The 17,543-nt window shown below is 71.8% G+C and carries 15 protein-coding genes; 5 read left to right on the plus strand and 10 right to left on the minus strand.

Annotated features, from left to right (window positions below; translation table 11 throughout):
* Positions 1-12: 12 nt before the first annotated feature.
* Positions 13-4,194 (minus strand): molybdopterin-dependent oxidoreductase, encoded by a 4,182-nt coding sequence (locus tag ACFY8O_RS28500; RefSeq protein ID WP_387907277.1) that lies wholly within the window; start codon positions 4,192-4,194, stop codon positions 13-15.
* A gap of 217 nt (positions 4,195-4,411) precedes the next feature.
* Between ACFY8O_RS28500 and ACFY8O_RS28505 the strand changes: the two genes are divergently transcribed.
* From ACFY8O_RS28505 to lnt, 3 genes are all read left to right on the plus strand, one after another.
* A complete protein-coding gene (locus ACFY8O_RS28505; protein ID WP_387907279.1) occupies positions 4,412-5,275 on the plus strand; it encodes a universal stress protein in 864 nt (287 codons plus the stop codon).
* Between the two features lie 72 nt (positions 5,276-5,347).
* On the plus strand, positions 5,348-5,821 hold the full coding sequence (locus ACFY8O_RS28510; RefSeq protein ID WP_387907281.1) for a nuclear transport factor 2 family protein: 474 nt from the start codon (positions 5,348-5,350) through the stop codon (positions 5,819-5,821).
* 118 nt (positions 5,822-5,939) lie between these two features.
* Positions 5,940-7,562, plus strand: coding sequence for an apolipoprotein N-acyltransferase (gene lnt / locus ACFY8O_RS28515; protein WP_387907351.1), 1,623 nt, complete (start codon positions 5,940-5,942; stop codon positions 7,560-7,562).
* Here the strand turns inward: lnt and ACFY8O_RS28520 are convergent.
* Positions 7,486-8,391, minus strand: coding sequence for a Gfo/Idh/MocA family protein (locus ACFY8O_RS28520; protein ID WP_387907283.1), 906 nt, complete (start codon positions 8,389-8,391; stop codon positions 7,486-7,488). The genes lnt and ACFY8O_RS28520 overlap by 77 nt on opposite strands.
* A gap of 33 nt (positions 8,392-8,424) precedes the next feature.
* Entirely contained in the window at positions 8,425-9,636 is a 1,212-nt protein-coding gene (locus ACFY8O_RS28525; protein ID WP_387907285.1) for an FAD-dependent monooxygenase, read from the minus strand.
* An 82-nt stretch (positions 9,637-9,718) separates the two neighbouring features.
* Here ACFY8O_RS28525 and ACFY8O_RS28530 point away from each other — a divergent pair, with 82 nt between their 5' ends.
* Both ACFY8O_RS28530 and ACFY8O_RS28535 read left to right on the plus strand, forming a co-directional pair.
* Positions 9,719-10,360 (plus strand): TetR/AcrR family transcriptional regulator, encoded by a 642-nt coding sequence (locus ACFY8O_RS28530; RefSeq protein ID WP_387907288.1) that lies wholly within the window; start codon positions 9,719-9,721, stop codon positions 10,358-10,360.
* 126 nt (positions 10,361-10,486) lie between these two features.
* Entirely contained in the window at positions 10,487-10,999 is a 513-nt protein-coding gene (locus ACFY8O_RS28535) for a DinB family protein (RefSeq protein WP_145811701.1), read from the plus strand.
* A gap of 172 nt (positions 11,000-11,171) precedes the next feature.
* Here ACFY8O_RS28535 and ACFY8O_RS28540 read toward each other — a convergent pair whose 3' ends face one another.
* The 7 genes from ACFY8O_RS28540 to ACFY8O_RS28570 form a co-directional block, all read right to left on the minus strand.
* Positions 11,172-11,666, minus strand: coding sequence for a hypothetical protein (locus ACFY8O_RS28540; RefSeq protein ID WP_387907291.1), 495 nt, complete (start codon positions 11,664-11,666; stop codon positions 11,172-11,174).
* A gap of 74 nt (positions 11,667-11,740) precedes the next feature.
* Positions 11,741-12,460, minus strand: coding sequence for a uracil-DNA glycosylase (locus ACFY8O_RS28545; protein ID WP_387907294.1), 720 nt, complete (start codon positions 12,458-12,460; stop codon positions 11,741-11,743).
* Between the two features lie 90 nt (positions 12,461-12,550).
* Positions 12,551-14,131, minus strand: a complete 1,581-nt coding sequence (locus ACFY8O_RS28550) for an ABC transporter substrate-binding protein (protein WP_387907297.1) — start codon at positions 14,129-14,131, stop codon at positions 12,551-12,553.
* Positions 14,132-14,250: 119 nt separating this feature from the next.
* Positions 14,251-15,006, minus strand: a complete 756-nt coding sequence (locus ACFY8O_RS28555) for an SDR family oxidoreductase (RefSeq protein ID WP_387907299.1) — start codon at positions 15,004-15,006, stop codon at positions 14,251-14,253.
* 22 nt (positions 15,007-15,028) lie between these two features.
* On the minus strand, positions 15,029-15,790 hold the full coding sequence (gene fabG / locus ACFY8O_RS28560; protein WP_145811709.1) for a 3-oxoacyl-ACP reductase FabG: 762 nt from the start codon (positions 15,788-15,790) through the stop codon (positions 15,029-15,031).
* A 201-nt stretch (positions 15,791-15,991) separates the two neighbouring features.
* A complete protein-coding gene (locus ACFY8O_RS28565) occupies positions 15,992-16,375 on the minus strand; it encodes a DUF3037 domain-containing protein (protein ID WP_145811711.1) in 384 nt (127 codons plus the stop codon).
* The gene (locus ACFY8O_RS28570) at positions 16,372-17,256 is read right to left on the minus strand and encodes a HipA family kinase (protein ID WP_387907304.1); all 885 of its coding nucleotides are present in this window, start codon (positions 17,254-17,256) and stop codon (positions 16,372-16,374) included. The genes ACFY8O_RS28565 and ACFY8O_RS28570 overlap by 4 nt, the downstream gene beginning before the upstream one ends.
* Positions 17,257-17,543 lie beyond the last annotated feature (287 nt).

The raw sequence follows: 17,543 nt of genomic DNA on the forward strand, positions 1-17,543 counted from the left end.
GGGCGTCCGTGGTCAGTACACGTCACGCACGTACCGTTTGTCGGCGGCGAGCTGCTTGACGTACACGGCGGCGGCGTCCTCCTCCAGCCCCCCGTGGGCCACCACGATGTCCCGCAGCGCCCGGTCCACGTCCTTCGCCATCCGGGAGGCGTCGCCGCAGACGTAGAAGTGGGCGCCGTCCTGGAGCCAGGACCAGAGCTGGGCGCCGTGCTCGCGCATCCGGTCCTGGACGTAGATCTTGGCCCGCTGGTCCCGGGAGAAGGCGGTGTCGAGGCGGGTCAGGGTGCCGTCGCGGCGCAGGGAGTCGAGCTCGTCCCGGTAGTAGAAGTCGGTGTCCTTGCGTTGCTCGCCGAAGAAGAGCCAGTTCGCGGCCGGGTGCCCGAGCGCGCGCCGTTCGTCGAGGAACCCGACGAACGGCGCGACGCCGGTGCCGGGGCCGACCATCACCATGGGGGTGGCGGAGTCGGCGGGTGGCCGGAAGTGCGGGGCGCGCTGAACGAAGAGCGGGACGGTGCTGCCGTCCGGTGCGTCGGCGAGGAAGGTGGATGCCACGCCCTTGCGCAGGTGCCCGTGGCGGTTCTCGTAGCGGACCACGGAGACGGTCAGGCGGACGAGGCCGGGGTCGGTGCGCGGACTGGAGGATATGGAGTAGAGCCTCGGCTTGAGCCGCTTGAGCACGCCGGCCCACTCGGCCGCGGTGGCGCGGACGGAGTGCTCGGCGACGACGTCGACGGCCTGCCGGCCCCAGGTCCACTGGGCCAGTTCGCCCTTGTTGTCGGGGCGCAGGAGCTTCTTGAGGGTGCGGTCCTGCGTACGGTCGGAGACCAGGCGCAGCAGGCCGGGCGTGATCCGGGCGATGTCCAGGTGGCGGTGGAGTGCCTCCCCGAGGAGCACGGCGCCGATGCCGGTCACCTCGACCGGCTCGGCCGGGTCCAGACCGGTGACGGCGAGCCATTCCGCGACGAGCTCGGGGCAGTTGAGCGGCTCGACCCCGAGTGCGTCCCCCGCCTCGTACGTGAGGGGCACGGGGCTCTCACGGGTGTCGAAGGTGAACTGGCGCACCTCCTTGGTGGCCCCCGGGAGGCTGAGCAGCGTGTTGCCGACGAGCCTCCCGACGGCCGTCCTGGTGGGGCGGGCGGGCGCCGAGGGGGCGGCGGGTGCGGCGGAGGGTGCCGGCGCCGCCGGGGTTCCCAGAGCGGCGGACACGTCGTCGAGCCACCGGCCGGCCGGCTCCTCGTAGTCCGGTTCGCAGTCCGTGCGCGGTACGAGGCGTACGGCGCCCAGTTCCCCGAAGCGCTCGTCGAGTCGCCGGCCGTGGCCGCAGAAGTCGTCGTACGAGGAGTCCCCCAGCGCGAGGACGGCGTAGCGCACCCCGTCCAGGCGGGGGGTGTCGGGCGCGCTGAGGGATTCCCAGAAGCCCGAGCCGTTGTCGGGTGCGTCCCCGTCGCCGAAGGTGCTGGTGACGACGAGCAGGTCGGCGGTGCGCGGGAGCTCGTCCAGGGGACTGTCGTCCATCCCGACGAGTGTCGCCGCCCGCCCCTGGGCCGTCAGTCTCCGGGCCGCCGCCGCGGCGACCTCCTCGGCGTTGCCGGTCTGCGAGGCCCACAGGACCACGATCTGCCGGCCCGCCGCGGCCTCGGGGGCCGGCTCCGTGCCGCTGTGCCCGGCGGTCGCGTCTGCCGGGAGCCGGGAGAACATGCCGGCCAGTACCCCGTTGACCCACAGGGCGTGGTCGGGGGTGAACGGCGCGTGCGCGGGCAGTACGGGGGTTCCCGCGCTCCGGGTGTCGAGCCCGGCGAGGAATCCGGACAGATAGCGGCGCTCGTGTTCGGCCAGGACGGGCGGGGCGGATTCGGCGATCCCGAAGACTCCGGCGAGGGCGCTGGGCGGGGGGAAGGACGCGCCGGTCACCCCCGCGAGGGCGCCGGCCGGGTGGGGGACGTCCCCGGACACCCCCGCGGGGCGGTCCGCCGGGTCCTCGACGGGCGCGGGTGTGACGGCGGCGACCTTGGCCAGGGTCACCGCGCAGACCTTGAACTCGGGCTGGAAGGACACCGGGTCGACGGCGTCGTTGGTGACGGCGTTGACACTCAGGTACTCGCCGAAGAGGTCGTTCCAGTGGAAGGGCGCGAAGCAGTCACCGGGCCGTACGCGGTCGGTCACGACGGCCGGCAGGACGGCCCGGCCCCGTCGCGAGGCGACCTCGACCTGGTCGCCCTCCCCGATCGAGAGGGCTTCGGCGTCCTGGGGGCTGATCTCCACGAAGGGGCCCGGGTTCAGCCGGTTGAGCTTGGCGACCTTGCCGGTCTTGGTGAGGGTGTGCCACTGGTGCTGCAGACGGCCGGTGTTGAGTACGTAGGGGAAGTCGTCGTCGGGCATCTCTGCGGGCGGCAGGTGCGGGCGGGCGTGGAACACCGCGCGCCCGCTGGGCGTGGGGAAGGCGAGCCGGGGCACGGTCCCGTCGGGGCGCACCGTCAGGGTCTGGCTGACTCCGTCGTTGAGGTAGCGGACGGGGTTGCGGGCGGGGCCGTCCTCGGCTGCGCTGGGCCACTGGACGGGTGTCCTGCGCAGTCTCTCGTAGCTGACGCCGCGCAGGTCGTAGCCGGTTCGCGGGTTGTGGGCGCGCCTGATCTCCTCGAAGATCTCTTCGGCGCCGGTGTAGCCGAACGCCTCCTCGTACCCCATCGCGCACGCGATCCGCGCGATGATCCGCCAGTCCGGCCAGGCTTCTCCCGGCGGGTCGACGGCCTGCCTGGCGAGGGTGAGGCTGCGTTCCGAGTTGACCATGACCCCCTCGGCCTCGCCCCAGAGCGCCGCGGGCAGGGCGACATCGGCGTAGGCGTTGGTCTCGGTGTCGGAGAACACGTCCTGGGTGACCACGAACTCGGCCGCTTCGAGGCCCTCGATGACGGTACGCCGGTTGGCCACGGAGGCCACGGGGTTGGTGCAGATGATCCAGCAGGCCTTGATCTCCCCGTCGGCCATCCGCCGGAACATGTCGACGGTTCCGGTTCCCACGGTGTCCGTGCGCAGCGTTCCGGGGGCGAGCCCCCACAGCTCCTCGACGTCGGCCCGTTCGCCGTCGGACTGCAGGGCGCGCTGCCCGGGGAGTCCGGGGCCCATGTAACCCATCTCGCGGCCGCCCATGGCGTTGGGCTGGCCGGTGAGCGAGAAGGGGCCGCTGCCGGGGCGGCAGAGGGCGCCGGTGGCCAAGTGGAGGTTGATCAGGGCGTTGGTGTTCCAGGTGCCGTGGGTGCTCTGGTTGAGCCCCATGGTCCAGCAGCTCATCCACTCGCCGGCCTCGCCGATCCAGCGGGCGGCGAGGCGGATGTCGTCCTCGGGGATGCCCGTGATCTCCGCGACGGCGGCGGGTGCGTAGTCCCGCAGGAAGGCGGGCATCGCCTCCCAGCCCTCGGTGTGTTCGGCGATGAACTCCGGGTCGGTGTGCCCGTTCTCGACGAGGAGGTGCATGAGGCCGTTGAGCAGCGCCAGATCGGTGCCCGGGCGTATCCGAAGGAACAGGTCGGCCTTGTCGGCGGTGGCGTTGCGCCGGGGATCGACGACGATGAGCTTCGCGCCCGCCTTCACCCGCTCCATGAGGCGGAGGAAGAGGATGGGGTGGCAGTCCGCCATGTTCGAGCCGATGACGAGGAAGGTGTCGGCGTGCTCGAAGTCCTCGTAGGAGCCGGGCGGGCCGTCGGCGCCCAGGGAGAGTTTGTAGCCGGCGCCGGCGCCGGCCATGCAGAGCCGGGAGTTCGACTCGATCCAGCTGGTGCGGACGAAGCCCTTGGCCAGCTTGTTCGCCAGGTACTGCGCCTCCAGCGTCATCTGCCCGGAGACGTAGAGGGCCAGCGCGTCCGGTCCGTGCTCGTCGACGATCGCGCGCAGCCGTCGCGCGGTCTGCGCGACGGCGGTCTCCATGGACAGCGGCTCCGGTTCCTCGCTGCGGTCCGCGCGGACCAGCGCCGTCGTCAGCCGGCCGGGAGCGGCCAGCATGTCCGCGCTCGTCGCTCCTTTGGTGCACAACCGCCCGCCGTTCGCGGGGTGGGCCTTGTCGCCCGCCGCCTTCAGGACGGTGCGCCGTCCGTCCGGCCCCCTGCCGATGTCGAGGACGATCCCGCAGCCGACACCGCAGTAGGAGCAGACCGTCCGCACCGGGGCGGGGATGTCCGGCTGCGGGTTCGGCACGCTCATGGACGGCCTTTCATGGGGGACGCTGACACCGCGACGGTACGAAACGTCCGTTTCCCGGGTGTCACGCCGGACGATCGAGCGGGGTTACGTCCGCTGCACAGCGGTCCGGGACCGCCGGTGAGGCCCACCGGGCCGGGTCCACGCCAGCGGGACATAATCGCGAGGGCGGGGCCGACCCGCCTCGGCCCGGGAGATCTCCGACCTTCGTGGAGGATGCATGACCGCCGACGCCCGTCCCGTGATCGCAGCGGTGGACGGTTCCGCACACAGCTGGGAAGCGCTCGACTGGGCCGCCTCCGAGGCGGTGCTCCGCGGTCTGCCGCTCCTGATCGTGCACGTCCGGCCACCCACCCGGCGCACGGACGAGGAGGGTGTGATGCGGGAGGCCGAGGAACTGCTCGCCCAGGGGGTGCTGCGGACCTCGCGGCTGGCGCCCGAACTGCGCACCTCGACGCTGACCCCGCAGGACTTCCCTTCGGCCGCACTGGTCTCGCTGAGCCATGAGGCGTCGATGGTGGTCGTCGGCTCGCGCGGGCTCGGCGGCTTCCGTTCACTGATGATCGGGTCCAACAGTCTGGCCACCGCCTCGATGGCCCGGTGCCCGGTCGTGGTCGTCCACACCGGCCGGACCGACGAGAGCGAGGGCGAGGCGGTGGAGAACTTCCCCGACGTCGTCGCGGGGGTCGCCGCCGACGAGAGCAGCGGGGCGGTCCTCGACTTCGCGTTCGAGACCGCCGCGCTGAGGTCGGACGCGCGGCTGCGCCTGGTCCACGGCTGGACGATGTTCTCGTCGATGCTGTCCGGGGGGCCGGTGTTCGACAGCGACGCGGCGGCGGCCTCGGCGGAGCGCTCCCTGGCCGAGCTCACGGCCGGCCGGCGCGAGAGGTATCCGCAGCTCGACGTCGTACGCGAACCGGTGCGCGGCTCGGCCTCACGCACCCTGGTCACGGCCTCCGCCACGGCGGCACTGACGGTGGTCGGGCGGCGCAGGGGCGGTGAGGCCCTCGGTCTAGGCCTCTCCCCCGTCGCGCAGACGACCGTGACACACGCCCTGGGACCGGTGGCCGTCGTCCCCACCTGACCCGCCGCGGGGAGCGTGGGCCGGGGGTGCGCGGCCCTTGGCCTGCCGCTCCCGGGGGACGAGACTTGGGCGATGACACAGCGCGTGGCTCTCGCGACGGTGATGGACCGGCTCTCCATCGATGCAGTGATCACCGACTACGCCGCGGCGGTGGCCGACGGCGCCTGGGACGACCTGGCCGCCCTGTTCACACCGGACGGCCGCGCCGACTTCCGGGGCGCGGGCGGCCCCGAGGCGGCGGCGCCCGCGGCCGTGCGGTGGCTGGCGGAAAGCCTCCGGCCCTTCCCGGCCCGCCAGCACCTGATCGTCAACCGGCGCCTGGAGCTCCAGGACCTGGGCGGCTATCCCGGTGACCTGGCCCAGGTCCGGGCCGACTACCTGAGCCCTGCGGGAGGGGAGACGGAGGACGGCGGGGGTGTCCCCGCCCTCGTCACCGGCGGTCGCCACGTCTTCGAGCTGCGGCGTACGGAACCGGGCTGGCGCCTCCTGGGCGTCACCGCGCTCCGCACGTGGCGGTACGTGCCCGGGGCGGCCGGCGCGGGCTGATCTCCGGGCCGAGGAGCGATGCCCGCCCCCGTCGGCCCGGCACGCCCTCTGGGCGCCGCTGATCTTCTGCACCACACTGGGGATCAGCGCGGAACCGGCGAGAAGGAGATGCGTGCCGATGCGGGTCGGGCGGCTTCCGGACGAACGGCGGGACGAGGGCGGTGCACGGCCCGGTGAGCGGCTGCTGCACTCGCGTATCGCCCGGGGTGTCGCGGGGTTGTGCGCGGGCGCCCTGCCGGCCCTGGCGTTTCCCGCGCCCGCGCTCTGGTGGTTCGCGTACGTCGCGCTGGTGCCCTGGCTGCTGCTGATCCGGTCGGCGGGCACCTGGCGCCGGGCGGCGGCAGACGGCTGGCTCGGCGGGACGGGCTTCATGCTCGCGGTGCACCAGTGGCTGATGCCGAGCCTCCATGTGTTCATCCTGGTGCTCGCGGCACTGCTGGGGCTTCTGTGGGCGCCTTGGGGCGTCCTGGTGGCCCGGCTCATCGGCGGATCGCCGTCCGTCCTGCGGTCGCTGGCCGCGGTGGCGGTGGTGCCCTCCGGCTGGCTGATGATCGAGCTCGTCCGCTCCTGGGAGGGGCTCGGCGGCCCCTGGGGGCTGCTGGGGGCCAGCCAGTGGGAGGTTCCTCCGGCACTGCGCGTCGCCTCGGTGGGAGGCGTGTGGCTGGTCAGTCTGGGAGTGGTGGCCGCGAACACCGCGCTGGCGCTGCTGGTCGCCGTCGCTTCGGCTCGCAGGACGGCCGGCGCGTGTCTGGTCGCGGGGGCGGTGGCCGTGGGGGCGACGGTGGTGTGGGCACCGCGGCCCGAGGAGAGCGGATCGGTCCGGATCGCGGTGGTGCAGCCGGGCGTCGTGGAGGGCCCCGGCAGCATCGACCGCCGGTTCGCGCGCGGCGAGGAACTCACCCGTGGTCTGGCGGGCCGTGACGTGGACCTGGTGGTCTGGGGCGAGAGCAGCGTGGGGGTGGACCTGTCCCGCAATCCGGACGAGGCGGACCGCGTCGCGGCGCTCTCGCGGGAGGTCGGGGCCGATGTGCTGGTCAACATGGACGCCCGGCGCGCGGACGGCCCCGCCCGGGCCGGAATCTACAAGTCCGCAGTGCTCGTGGGCCCGGACGGCCCGACCGGGGACCGCTACGACAAGATGCGCCTGGTGCCCTTCGGGGAGTACATCCCGGCGCGTGCGCTGCTGGGCTGGGCCACCTCGGTGGGCAAGGCGGCCGGGGAGGACCGGCTGCGCGGCAGCGAAACCGTGGTGATGGAGCTGCCGGACGGGCTGCGGCTGGGGCCGCTGGTCTGCTTCGAGACGGCCTTCCCCGACATGAGCCGGCAGCTGACGAAGGACGGGGCCCACCTGCTGGTGGCCCAGTCGTCCACCTCGACCTTCCAGCACAGCTGGGCCCCCGCGCAGCACGCCTCGCTGGGCGCGCTGCGCGCGGCCGAGACGGGCCGCCCGATGGTGCACGCGACACTCACCGGCGTGAGCGCGGTCTACGGCGCCGACGGCGCGCGCCTGGGAGCCCCGCTCGGTACCGGCGCGAGCGAGGCCGCCGTCTACGACGTCCCACTCGCCCGGGGCACCACCCTCTTCGTGCGCCTGGGTGCCTGGCCGGTGTACGGCGCGCTCGCGGTGCTGGCCGTCTTCTTCGGTGCGGTGGGGCTGCGGTCGCTCAGGACGCCTGCTCCAGAGCGTCCAGAACCACCCGCTCGCACAGCCGGTGGGTCTCCAGAGCGTCCCGGGCACTGAGCAGCCGGCCGTCCCGGACGGCGTCCAGGAAGGACACCACGCTCTGCTCGATGCCGCGCTGGCGGGCGACCGGCACCCAGTCGCCGCGTCGCCGCAGGGTGGGCTGGCCCTTGTGGTCGATGACGTCGGAGAGGTTGAGCACCTGCCGCTTGGTGTCCTGGCCCGAGACCTCGAGGATCTCCTCGGTGGATCCGTTGAGCCGGTTCATCATGCCGATGGCGGTGAATCCTTCTCCGGAGAGCTGGAGCACCACGTGGTGCATGAGCCCCTCCTCGATCCGTGCCCGCACGGTGACGTGCGAGACGGGGCCGGGCACCAGGAAGCGCAGGGTGTCGACGACATGGATGAAGTCGTCCAGCACCAGGGTGCGCGGGTCCTCGGGCAGTCCCACCCGGTTCTTCTGCAGGAGGATCAGTTCGCGAGGGTGCTCGGCGCACTGTGCGTACGAAGGGGCGAGCCGGCGGTTGAACCCGACGGCGAGCGTGACCCCGCGCTCCTCGGCGAGGGCCACCAGCCTTTCGGAGTCCGCCAGTTCGTAGGCGAGGGGCTTGTCCACGTAGGTGGGGACACCCGCTTCGAGCAGACGGCCGACGATCTCCGCGTGCGCCGAGGTCGAGGCGTGCACGAAGGCGGCGTCGAGCCCCTGGGACAGGAGCGAGTCCAGGTCCCCGTGGCACTGACGCTCGGGGATGCGGTGGGTGCCGGCGACGGCCGCCAGCGTGGCCGGGGTCCGGGTCTGTAGATGCAGTTCGACGCCGGGCAGAGTCGTCAGTACCGGCAGATACGCCTTCTGCGCGATGTCGCCGAGCCCGATGCAGCCGACCTTCACGAGGTTCTCCCTGTCGCTTCGACCAGGGCTCCGTCACGGTCGCGTCGTCTGTCCTTCCCTGGTCCCGGCAGCATACGGGCGCTGTGGCGGCCGCCAGTCGGCGATGCCGTCGAACGTGCGGAGCACGAGGCCGGGACCGAGGCGGGACACCGTGGCCATGAGCCCGTCGCGCAGGGCGACGGCCGGGGTGCCGGACAGCTGCATCATCCGGGAGAGCCGGGCCGCCTTGCGGACGAGGGCGGTGGTGCGCGGCTGCCTCTCGGCGCTGTACGCGGCGAGTCCGGCACCGAGGTCCGCGCCCGGCGTCACGTGGTGGGCGAGCACGATCGCGTCCTCGATGGCCTGGTTGCCGCCCTGGCCCAGGGTGGGCGCCATCGCGTGGGCGGCGTCGCCGAGGAGTGCGGCACGGCCCCGGTGGTGGGCGGGCAGGGGTTCGGTCATGTGGTGCACGTCGTGACGCAGGACCTGAGCGGGCTCCACGGCTCCGATGACGGCGGGCACCGGGTCGTGCCATTCGCCGAACCTGCGTAGCAGCTCGGCCTTCTCGTCGTCCGCCGCGTGCGCTCCGGCCGGGGCGGTGGCCGCCGCGTAGGCGTAGGTCCAGCCGTCCTTCAGCGGGTGGCTGCCCCACAGCGAGCCCCGGCCCCAGGTCTCGTGCGAGGTGAAAGACCGGCCGAGCGGGGGCGCGAGGACACGCCAGGTGGTGAATCCGCTGTAGGAGGGCCCGCGATGGTCCGGGAAGAGCGCGGTGCGGACGGACGAGCCGATTCCGTCCGCGCCGACGACCAGATCGGCCTCGATGTCACCGGTGGGCGTCCTGACCACGGCCGGTCTCCCGCCCGCACACCCCCGATCGAGGAGCTGCGAGGGCGCGCCGGTGCGCACGGTGGACTCCGGCAGCCGGGAGCGGAGCAGATCGATGAGCGCGGAGCGGCGCAGCAGGACGAGAGGCCCTCCGAACCGCTCGGCCGCGGCGGAGCTGTCGGTGCGGGCGAGCCAGCGCCCGGACGGTGTGCGCAGGCCTCCGTCCCCCTGCCAGGCCGCCAGAGACCTCACCGCGTCGCCCAGCCCGATGACGTCCAGCGCGCGCTGGGAGTTGGGGGCGAGGCTGATGCCGGCGCCGATGGGCTCCAGCGAGGGGGCGCGTTCGAGCACGGTGACCTGCCACCCGCTCCGGTGCAGCGCCGCGGCGGCGGTGAGCCCGCCGATTCCGCTGCCGATGACCACTGCTCGGGACGTCGTCATGACGGGGCCCTCCTCGGGACTACAGCTGTAGTGACTTCCTTCACGGTACTACAGCTGTAGTGAGGCGCGGTAGATTGATCCCATGCCCCCACGCCCCACGCCGAAGGCTCCCGCCTCTCCAGGTTCCTCGCGGCCCCCCTCGCCCTCCCGTGCCGAGCTGGTCGCCGATGCCGCGCTCGCCCTCCTCGCCGAGCGCGGCATGCGCGGCCTCACCCACCGGGCGGTGGACGAGAGGGCCGGTCTCCCCCAGGGGTCGACGTCCAATCACGCCCGCACCCGCGAGGCCCTGCTGGAGGCCGCGGTACGGCGCCTCGCCGAGCTGGAGGCACGGGTGCTCGCCCCCGGCGCGCTCCGGACGGACGGGAGTGAGGGTCAGGACGAGGCCGCCGCAGGGCTGGCGAGCGCGCTCCACCGGTATCTGACCGGCAGCCCCGAACTCCTCGTCTGCCGCTACGAGCTCGCACTGGAGGCCACCCGGCGCCCCGCTCTGCGGGTGTTCTACGACGAGGCCGGCAGGAGGTTCCGCGAACCGCTGGTGGCCCTGATGGCCGCGGCCGGATCGGCCGAACTGGAGCGGCACGCGCTCTCGGTCGTGGCCTGGGCCGAGGGAATGATGTTCGCGTGCGCCGTGGGTTCCTACCACCGCACCGTGCCGACGGAGGCGGAGCTGCGCACGGGCTGCGCCGAACTGCTGCGCGGGTTGCTCGGCACGGCGGAGGGCTGACCGGTGACGGCGCCGGGCCGGCTGACAACCGGATCCGCGAGGGCGGGACACCAGCCGCGCCGGCCGTCACCCCCACCCGCCGAACTCGGTGGCCTCGCCGCTCGTCACCGCGAGAGGATGCTCCGCATGACGACTGAAGAACGGTCCGAGCCCGCGCTCGACGCGACCGAACGACAGATGCTCGAAGGGTGGCTGGACTACCACCGCGCGACTCTGGCCATGAAGTGCGAAGGGCTCACCGACGCCCAGCTGCGGGAGGCGTCCGTGCCCCCGTCCGAGTTCACCCTGCTCGGCCTCGTGCGGCACCTGGCCGAGAACGAGCGCGGCTGGTTCCGCGAGGTGCTGGCAGGTGAGGAGCTGCGGCCGATCTACGGCACCGACGAGGATCCCGACGGGGAGTTCCACCTCACCGAGGCGGACACCTGGGAGGAGGCCAGGGCGACCTGGCTGGCGGAGATCGATGCGGCCAGGGCCAACGCCGCGAAGGTCGAACTCGACCACCTGTCCGTCGGCGTCGACAGCCAGGGCAAGTCGTTCAGCCTGCGGTGGATCTACACCCACATGATCGAGGAGTACGCCCGGCACAACGGCCACGCGGACCTCGTACGGGAACGGATCGACGGCGCCACCGGCGCGTAGGGATCCCGGGGGCGCTGCGGGGCGCCGCGGAGGCCCTGGCGAGCTTCGGACCGGGGACAGGACCTCGCCCCGGCCCGCGCCGCCACTCGCCCCGCCGGATCCCCGCAGCCGCCGCCCGCCCCGGGACCGCCCGGGCCGGCGGGGAGCCGCCCGCCCGGCCGGGCACCGCCGGTCACAGCCCCCCGGGGCCACCCCGCAGCCGCTGCTCCATACGCCCGATGGCGGCGCGGACCGATCCGCCGTAGTCGTCCCGCTCCAGCGTCCCGGCCGCGTCCCACGCCCGGTCCAGATGGAGACGGGCCGCCTCGAAGCGCTGGAGCTTGAGGTAGTCGGCCGCGAGGTTCAGATGCAGCGACGGGATGAAGGCCCGTACCGCGGATGCGTCCGGATGCTCTCCGGACGGCTCGCGGGCCGCCCCCTCGCTCAGACCCTCCGCGGCCGTCAGTGCCCGGAGGTCCCAGGCGAGCTCGTCCCCGGGGTCGTCCTGCGTGTCGGCCATGTAGTGCGCCAGGGTGCAGCGGTGCAGGGCGTCGCCGTGTTCCCCGATCTCCGACCAGAGGTCTCCGAAGCGATTGCGGGCCTCTTCCCTGTCCCCCGCGTGGAGCAGCATGATCGCCTGGCCGATCCTGGTCATGACGACGTCCCCCGACGCTTCCCGCTGCTCCACTACAGAGGTCTCCCTGATCACCGCCGGCCTGTTCCGGTGGCTCAGACGCTAACCGCAGGCACCGGCAAACTCGCTCAGGCGCGGGCCCGAGCCGCAGGCCGGGTCGCCTGGACCCCCAGGTCCGGGATGCGCCAGTCGATCGGCTCGTGGCCCTGGGCGGCGACGGCCTCGTTGATCTGGGTGAAGGGGCGGGAGCCGAACCACTTCTTGGCGGAGAGCGGCGAGGGGTGCGCGCCCTTGACCACCACATGGCGGTCCTGGTCGATCAGCGGGATCTTCTTCTGGGCGTAGTTGCCCCAGAGGACGAAGACGGCCGGGTCGGGCCGCTCGGCCACGGCGCGGATCACCGCGTCGGTGACCTTCTCCCAGCCCTTGGCCTTGTGCGAGTTCGCCTCGCCGCCGCGCACCGTCAGCACGGCGTTGAGCAGCAGCACGCCCTGCTCGGCCCACGGCATCAGATATCCGTTGTCCGGGACCGGCAGGCCGAGCTCGTCGTTCATCTCCTTGTAGATGTTGCGCAGCGAGGGGGGCGTCCTGACGCCGGGCCTGACCGAGAAGCACAGCCCGTGCCCCTGCCCCTCGCCGTGGTACGGGTCCTGGCCGAGGATGAGCACCTTCACCCGGTCGTAGGGTGTGGCCTCCAACGCGGCGAAGACCTGCTCGCGCGGCGGATACACCGGCCCCCTGGCCCGCTCCTCCTCGACGAAATCGGTGAGCTCCTTGAAGTAGGGCTTCTGCAGCTCTTCGCCGAGGACGCCGCGCCAGGACTCGGGCAGCAGGTCGGTGTCGGTCACGTCCACAACCTCCGGTAAGCAATCGGTTCTTGACCACAGAACCTACCGGGGACCACTGACAAGGGACCCGCCGAGCCTGCCGCGGCCCTTCTACCAGCTGGTCTTGCGGTACAGCTCCCACATCTGCATGACGGTCTGCGGGTCGAGCGCGCGCTCGCCCCCGCCGATGTCCTCACCCGCCGCCACGTACAGCTTGCCCTGCCACAGCGGGAGCAGCCGCACGTCCTTGACCAGGATCTCCTGGGCCCGCCTGAACTGCTGGGAGACGGCTCCCCGGTCGCTCTCCTTTCGCGAGGAGGGCAGCAGCTCGTCGGTGATCTCGTCGGTCAGGTAGGGAGTGCCGGTGACACTGTCCTTGCCGACGAAGGGTGCGATGAAGTTGTCGGGGTCCGGGAAGTCGGGGAACCAGCCTCGGCCGAAGACCGGGTAGTCACCCTCGTTGAAGCCCTGCTGGAACGACTTCCACGGAGCGCTCTTCAGCGTGATCCGGAACAGGCCTGACGCCTCGAGCTGACGCTTGAGCTCGGCGAACTCCGGAGCGGTGGAGGAACCGTAGCGGTCCGTGGTGTACCAGAAGGTCAGCTCGACGGGCTCGGTGATCCCCGCCTTGGCGAGTATCTGCTCGGCCTTGGCCGTGTCGGGGTCGCCGAAGGAGTCGAAGAAGCTGGTGGTGTGCCCGGCGATGCCCTTGGGGACCATCGAGTACAGCGGTTCCGCGGTCCCCTGGTAGACCTTGGCCACGAGTGCGTCGCGGTCCACCACCTGGGCGATGGCCCGGCGGACGGCGAGCTTCCCGGAGGCCGGGTCCTGGGGGTTGAAGACGAGGAAGCGGATGTCGGCGCCGACCGTCTCGACGATCTGGAGGCCGTTGTTGTCGTCCTTGTTGTCCTCGAGGCCGATGACCTCCTCCGCGGTCAGACCGCGGTAGGTGGCGTCGATCTTCTTGTCCTTCAGCGCCGCCACCATGGGGGCGGAGTCGTCGAAGTACCGAATCGTGACCGCGTCGTTCTTACGGTCGGCGAACCCCTTGTAGCCGGGGTTCTTGGTGAGCTCGGCCTTGCTCCCCGGTTCGTAGGAGTCGAGGACGTACGGCCCCGAGCCGGTGACCTTGCCGTCGTCGCGGATGCTTTCCGCCGGGTACTCGCTCGGGGGGACGATCGACATCGCGGGGGTGGCCAGTATGAACGGGAAGGTCGCGTCCGCCTTGGCGAGGTGGAAGACGACCGTCTTGTCACCCTTGGTCTCGACGCGGTCGAGGGATCCGAGCAGCCCGGCCGGGCCTCCCTTGACCTTGATCTTCATGATCCTGTCGATGGAGTACTTGACCGCCTCGGCGTCGATGCCCTCCCCGTTGGAGAACTTCAGCCCCGAACGCAGGGTGCACCGGTAGGCCATGCTCGTGGCGTCCGTGAACCGGCATTCCTCGGCCGCGTCGGGCTCAGGGCTGGTGCTGCCGGTCGGGAAGCTCACCAGGGTCTGGAAGACGTTCCTCATCAGCTCCCAGGAGCCGTCCCACGCCGCCGCCGGATCGAGGGTCGAGGGCGAACTCGTCGTTCCGACCGATATGTGCTGGTCCGTCTCGGAACTGCTGTCGGACAGCAGTCCGCAGCCGGCCAGCACAGAAAGGGAAGCAAGGGCTGCAGCAGCCTGCAGACTGGCCCGGTAGAACACGTGCACGCTCCTCGATCAGCCTTGGGGTCGGCAGACCATACCGCAGTGCCCCACCGGACCAATCCGCTGGCCCGGCGGGGCACTTGAGTCAATCAGGGCCAAACTGGCGCAGGCCTACCTCAGGCCACGCCCGCATTCAGGAAAATACCGCCGTCGACCACGAGCGTCTGCCCCGTGACCCAGTCGGACTGCGCGGACGTGAGGAAGGCGGCGGCACCGCCGATGTCCTGCGGAACACCGAGTCGGCCGAGCGGATAGGCCGCGGCGGCCTCGGCCTCACGGCCCTCGTACAGCGCCTCCGCGAACTTGGTCTTCACCACGGCCGGAGCGATCGCGTTGACCCGGACCACCGGCGCGAACTCGTGCGCCAGCTGGAGGGTCAGGTTGACCATGGCGGCCTTGCTCATCCCGTAGGCACCGATGAACGGCGACGCGGAGACCCCCGCGACCGACGCGATGTTGACGATCGCCCCGCCGTTCTCCTTCTGCCACGCCTTCCAGGTCTGCTGGGCGAAGCCCAGCGCCGAGATCACGTTGGTCTCGTAGACCTTGCGGGCGACGTTGAGGTCGAGCTCGGCCATGGGGCCGAAGACGGGGTTCGTCCCGGCGTTGTTGATCAGGTAGTCGACCCGGCCGAAGGCCTCCATCGCACGCTCGACGGCTGCCGCCTGGTGCACCTCGTCGTGCGCCTTGCCCGCGACGGCGACCGCCCGGTCGGCGCCGAGCTTCTCGACGGCCTCCTTCAGCGCGTCCTCACCACGTCCCGTGATGACGACCTTGTCGCCCCGGGCGACGAGCGCCTCGGCGATGCCGTAGCCGATTCCCCGGCTCGCGCCCGTGATGAGCGCGACCTTGCCACTGTCCTGCACAGTCATGTTCTCCGTTGCCCTTCCGGGGTCAGTTGAGCGGTCCGCCGGCGACGTACATGACCTGGCCGGACACGAAGCCCGCGTCCTCCCCCGTGAAGAAGGCGATCGCGTTGGCGATGTCCTCGGGACGCCCCACGCGCTGCACCGGGATCTGCGTCGCGGCGGCGGCCTGGAACTCCTCGAAGCCCATGCCGACGCGGGCCGCAGTCTGGGCGGTCATCTCGGTGACGATGAAGCCGGGGGCCACGGCGTTGGCGGTGACGCCGAACTTGCCGAGCTCCTTGGCGAGCGTCTTGGTGAAGCCCTGGAGGCCGGCCTTCACCGCGGAGTAGTTGGCCTGGCCACGGTTGCCCAGCGCCGAGGAGGAGGAGAGGGAGACGATGCGGCCGAACTTGGCCTCCACCATGTGCGACTGGACGGCCTTCGCCATCAGGAACGCGCCCTTGAGGTGCACGTTCATCACGAGGTCCCAGTCGGACTCGCTCATCTTGAAGAGCAGGTTGTCACGGAGCACACCCGCGTTGTTGACCAGGATCGTCGGGGCGCCGAGCTCGGCGGCGACGCGCGCGACGGCGGCTTCCACCTGGGCGCCGTCCGACACGTCACAGCCGACGGCGAGGGCCTTCCCGCCGGCATCGGTGATCTTCTCGACCGTGTCCTTGCACGCTGCCTCGTCGAGGTCGAGTACGGCGACGGCGCGGCCCTCGGCCGCCAGGCGTACGGCGGTGGCGGCGCCGATGCCCCGTGCCGCTCCCGTCACGATGGCGACGCGCTGCTCGGTGGTGGACATGCTTGGTTCTCCTCGCCCTTGGATAGCGGCTCAGCGGACGTCAGGAAGTTCCCGATAACTGAGCAACCGCTTAGTACCTTCAGCAGACGAGACGCTAGAAGCCCTGGCACCCGGTGTCAACGGCACACGGGGGCACGGGCGCATGTCACACCGGACGGCGCCGCGGCCCGCGTGTCGCGGGCGACGGCGCCGTCGGTCGGATCAGCGCACCAGCAGGTCGAGCAGCCGCTCGACCTCGGCAGCCGGATCGGCGGTCAGACCGCTGTGCACGGCACCTGGCTGCACGACCGTGGAGCGGGGTGCGATCAGCCATCGGAAACGCCGGCCGGGGTCGTCACCGGCGGCCTGGCCCGCTGCTTCACCGCCCGTGCAGACCCCTTCCACCGCCTGTAGCGCGGCGCGCACCCCGAGCACGTCCGCCTGCGGGTCGAGCGCCTTGAGCTTGCGCTCGTCCAGGTGCGTCCGCGCGGCCACGAAGGACTGCGCGCGGCAGTAGACCAGCACGCCCGCGTTGAAGCACTCGCCGCGCTCGACGCGGGGCACGACGCGCAGAAGCGCGTACTCGAAGACGTCCCGCCCGGTCATCGGCCCCCCTCCTCGGCGGCCTGCCCGGCGTCCGTCCGTGCGGTGCGGTCCTTCTTCGTCGGATGGGGCCAGGGCGTGAGGTGCTCGGTGAGCCAGCCCGGTGCCTGGGAGGGCCGCGTCCTGGTGGGTGCCTCCATGACGATCCGCTCGTGAACAGTCTCGGCGCGGGCCAGGAGCGGCTCCACGTACGCCCGGCGCAACTGGTCCGTGGTCTCGAAACCGGGTTCGCCCGCCAGCCACTCGTCGGGGACGGCGGCGGCCACCTCGGTGAGCAGCTCCTCCGTGACGAGCGGCGCCAGCTCTGCGGCAGCAGCCGCGATGTCCGGGCCGAACGGCGCGAGGACGTGGTCGGAGGCGTTGTACGGCTTGGCTGCGGAGGCCTGCGCACCCGGCCAGTTGTGGTGCCAGATCATGGTCGCCCCGTGGTCGATCAGCCAGAGATCACCGTGCCAGACGAGCATGTTGGGATTGCGCCAGGATCGGTCCACGTTGTTGATCAGCGCGTCGAACCAGACGATCTTCCCGGCCTCCGCCGCCCCGACCTCGTAGGCCAGCGGATCGAACCCGAGCGAGCCGGGCAGGTAGTCCATTCCCAGATTGAGCCCGGCGCTGCCCTTCAGCAGCTCCTGCACCTCCTGGTCCGGCTCGGCTAGACCGATCACGGGGTCGAGCTGGATGGTCACCAGCTCCGGCACCCGCAGACCCAGCCTCCGGCCGAGCTCGCCGCAGACGACCTCGGCGACCAGGGTCTTGCGGCCCTGCCCCGCTCCGGTGAACTTCATGACGTACGTGCCCAGGTCGTCGGCCTCGACGATCCCGGGCAGCGAGCCACCCTCACGCAAAGGCGTGACGTAGCGGGTCGCTACGACCTCTTCCAACACTTTGGCAGCTCACCTATCTCTTCAGCCTGACAGACCACGGGCGGCCCTGTCGGTGCGCAGGGGCGGGAATCACCCGTCGACGGCGCCGGGAACAAGCGGGACGTTGCGGCCGTCAGTCGGGTTCCCGGCCCCGAACAGGCCGTCGACGGTGCCGCGCCCCTTGTGCTGCCGGCCTCCGGCACGAAGTGAGCATAGTAACCGAGGGTGATCGCGGGCGGGGAGAGACCGAGCCGTCGAGCCACGGCCCCGAGGGCTCGGCCGCGTCCGGCGTGATCGAGGCGGCTGAG

This window comes from Streptomyces argenteolus (genome assembly GCF_042902585.1).
GTDB classification, from domain to species: domain Bacteria; phylum Actinomycetota; class Actinomycetes; order Streptomycetales; family Streptomycetaceae; genus Streptomyces; species Streptomyces argenteolus.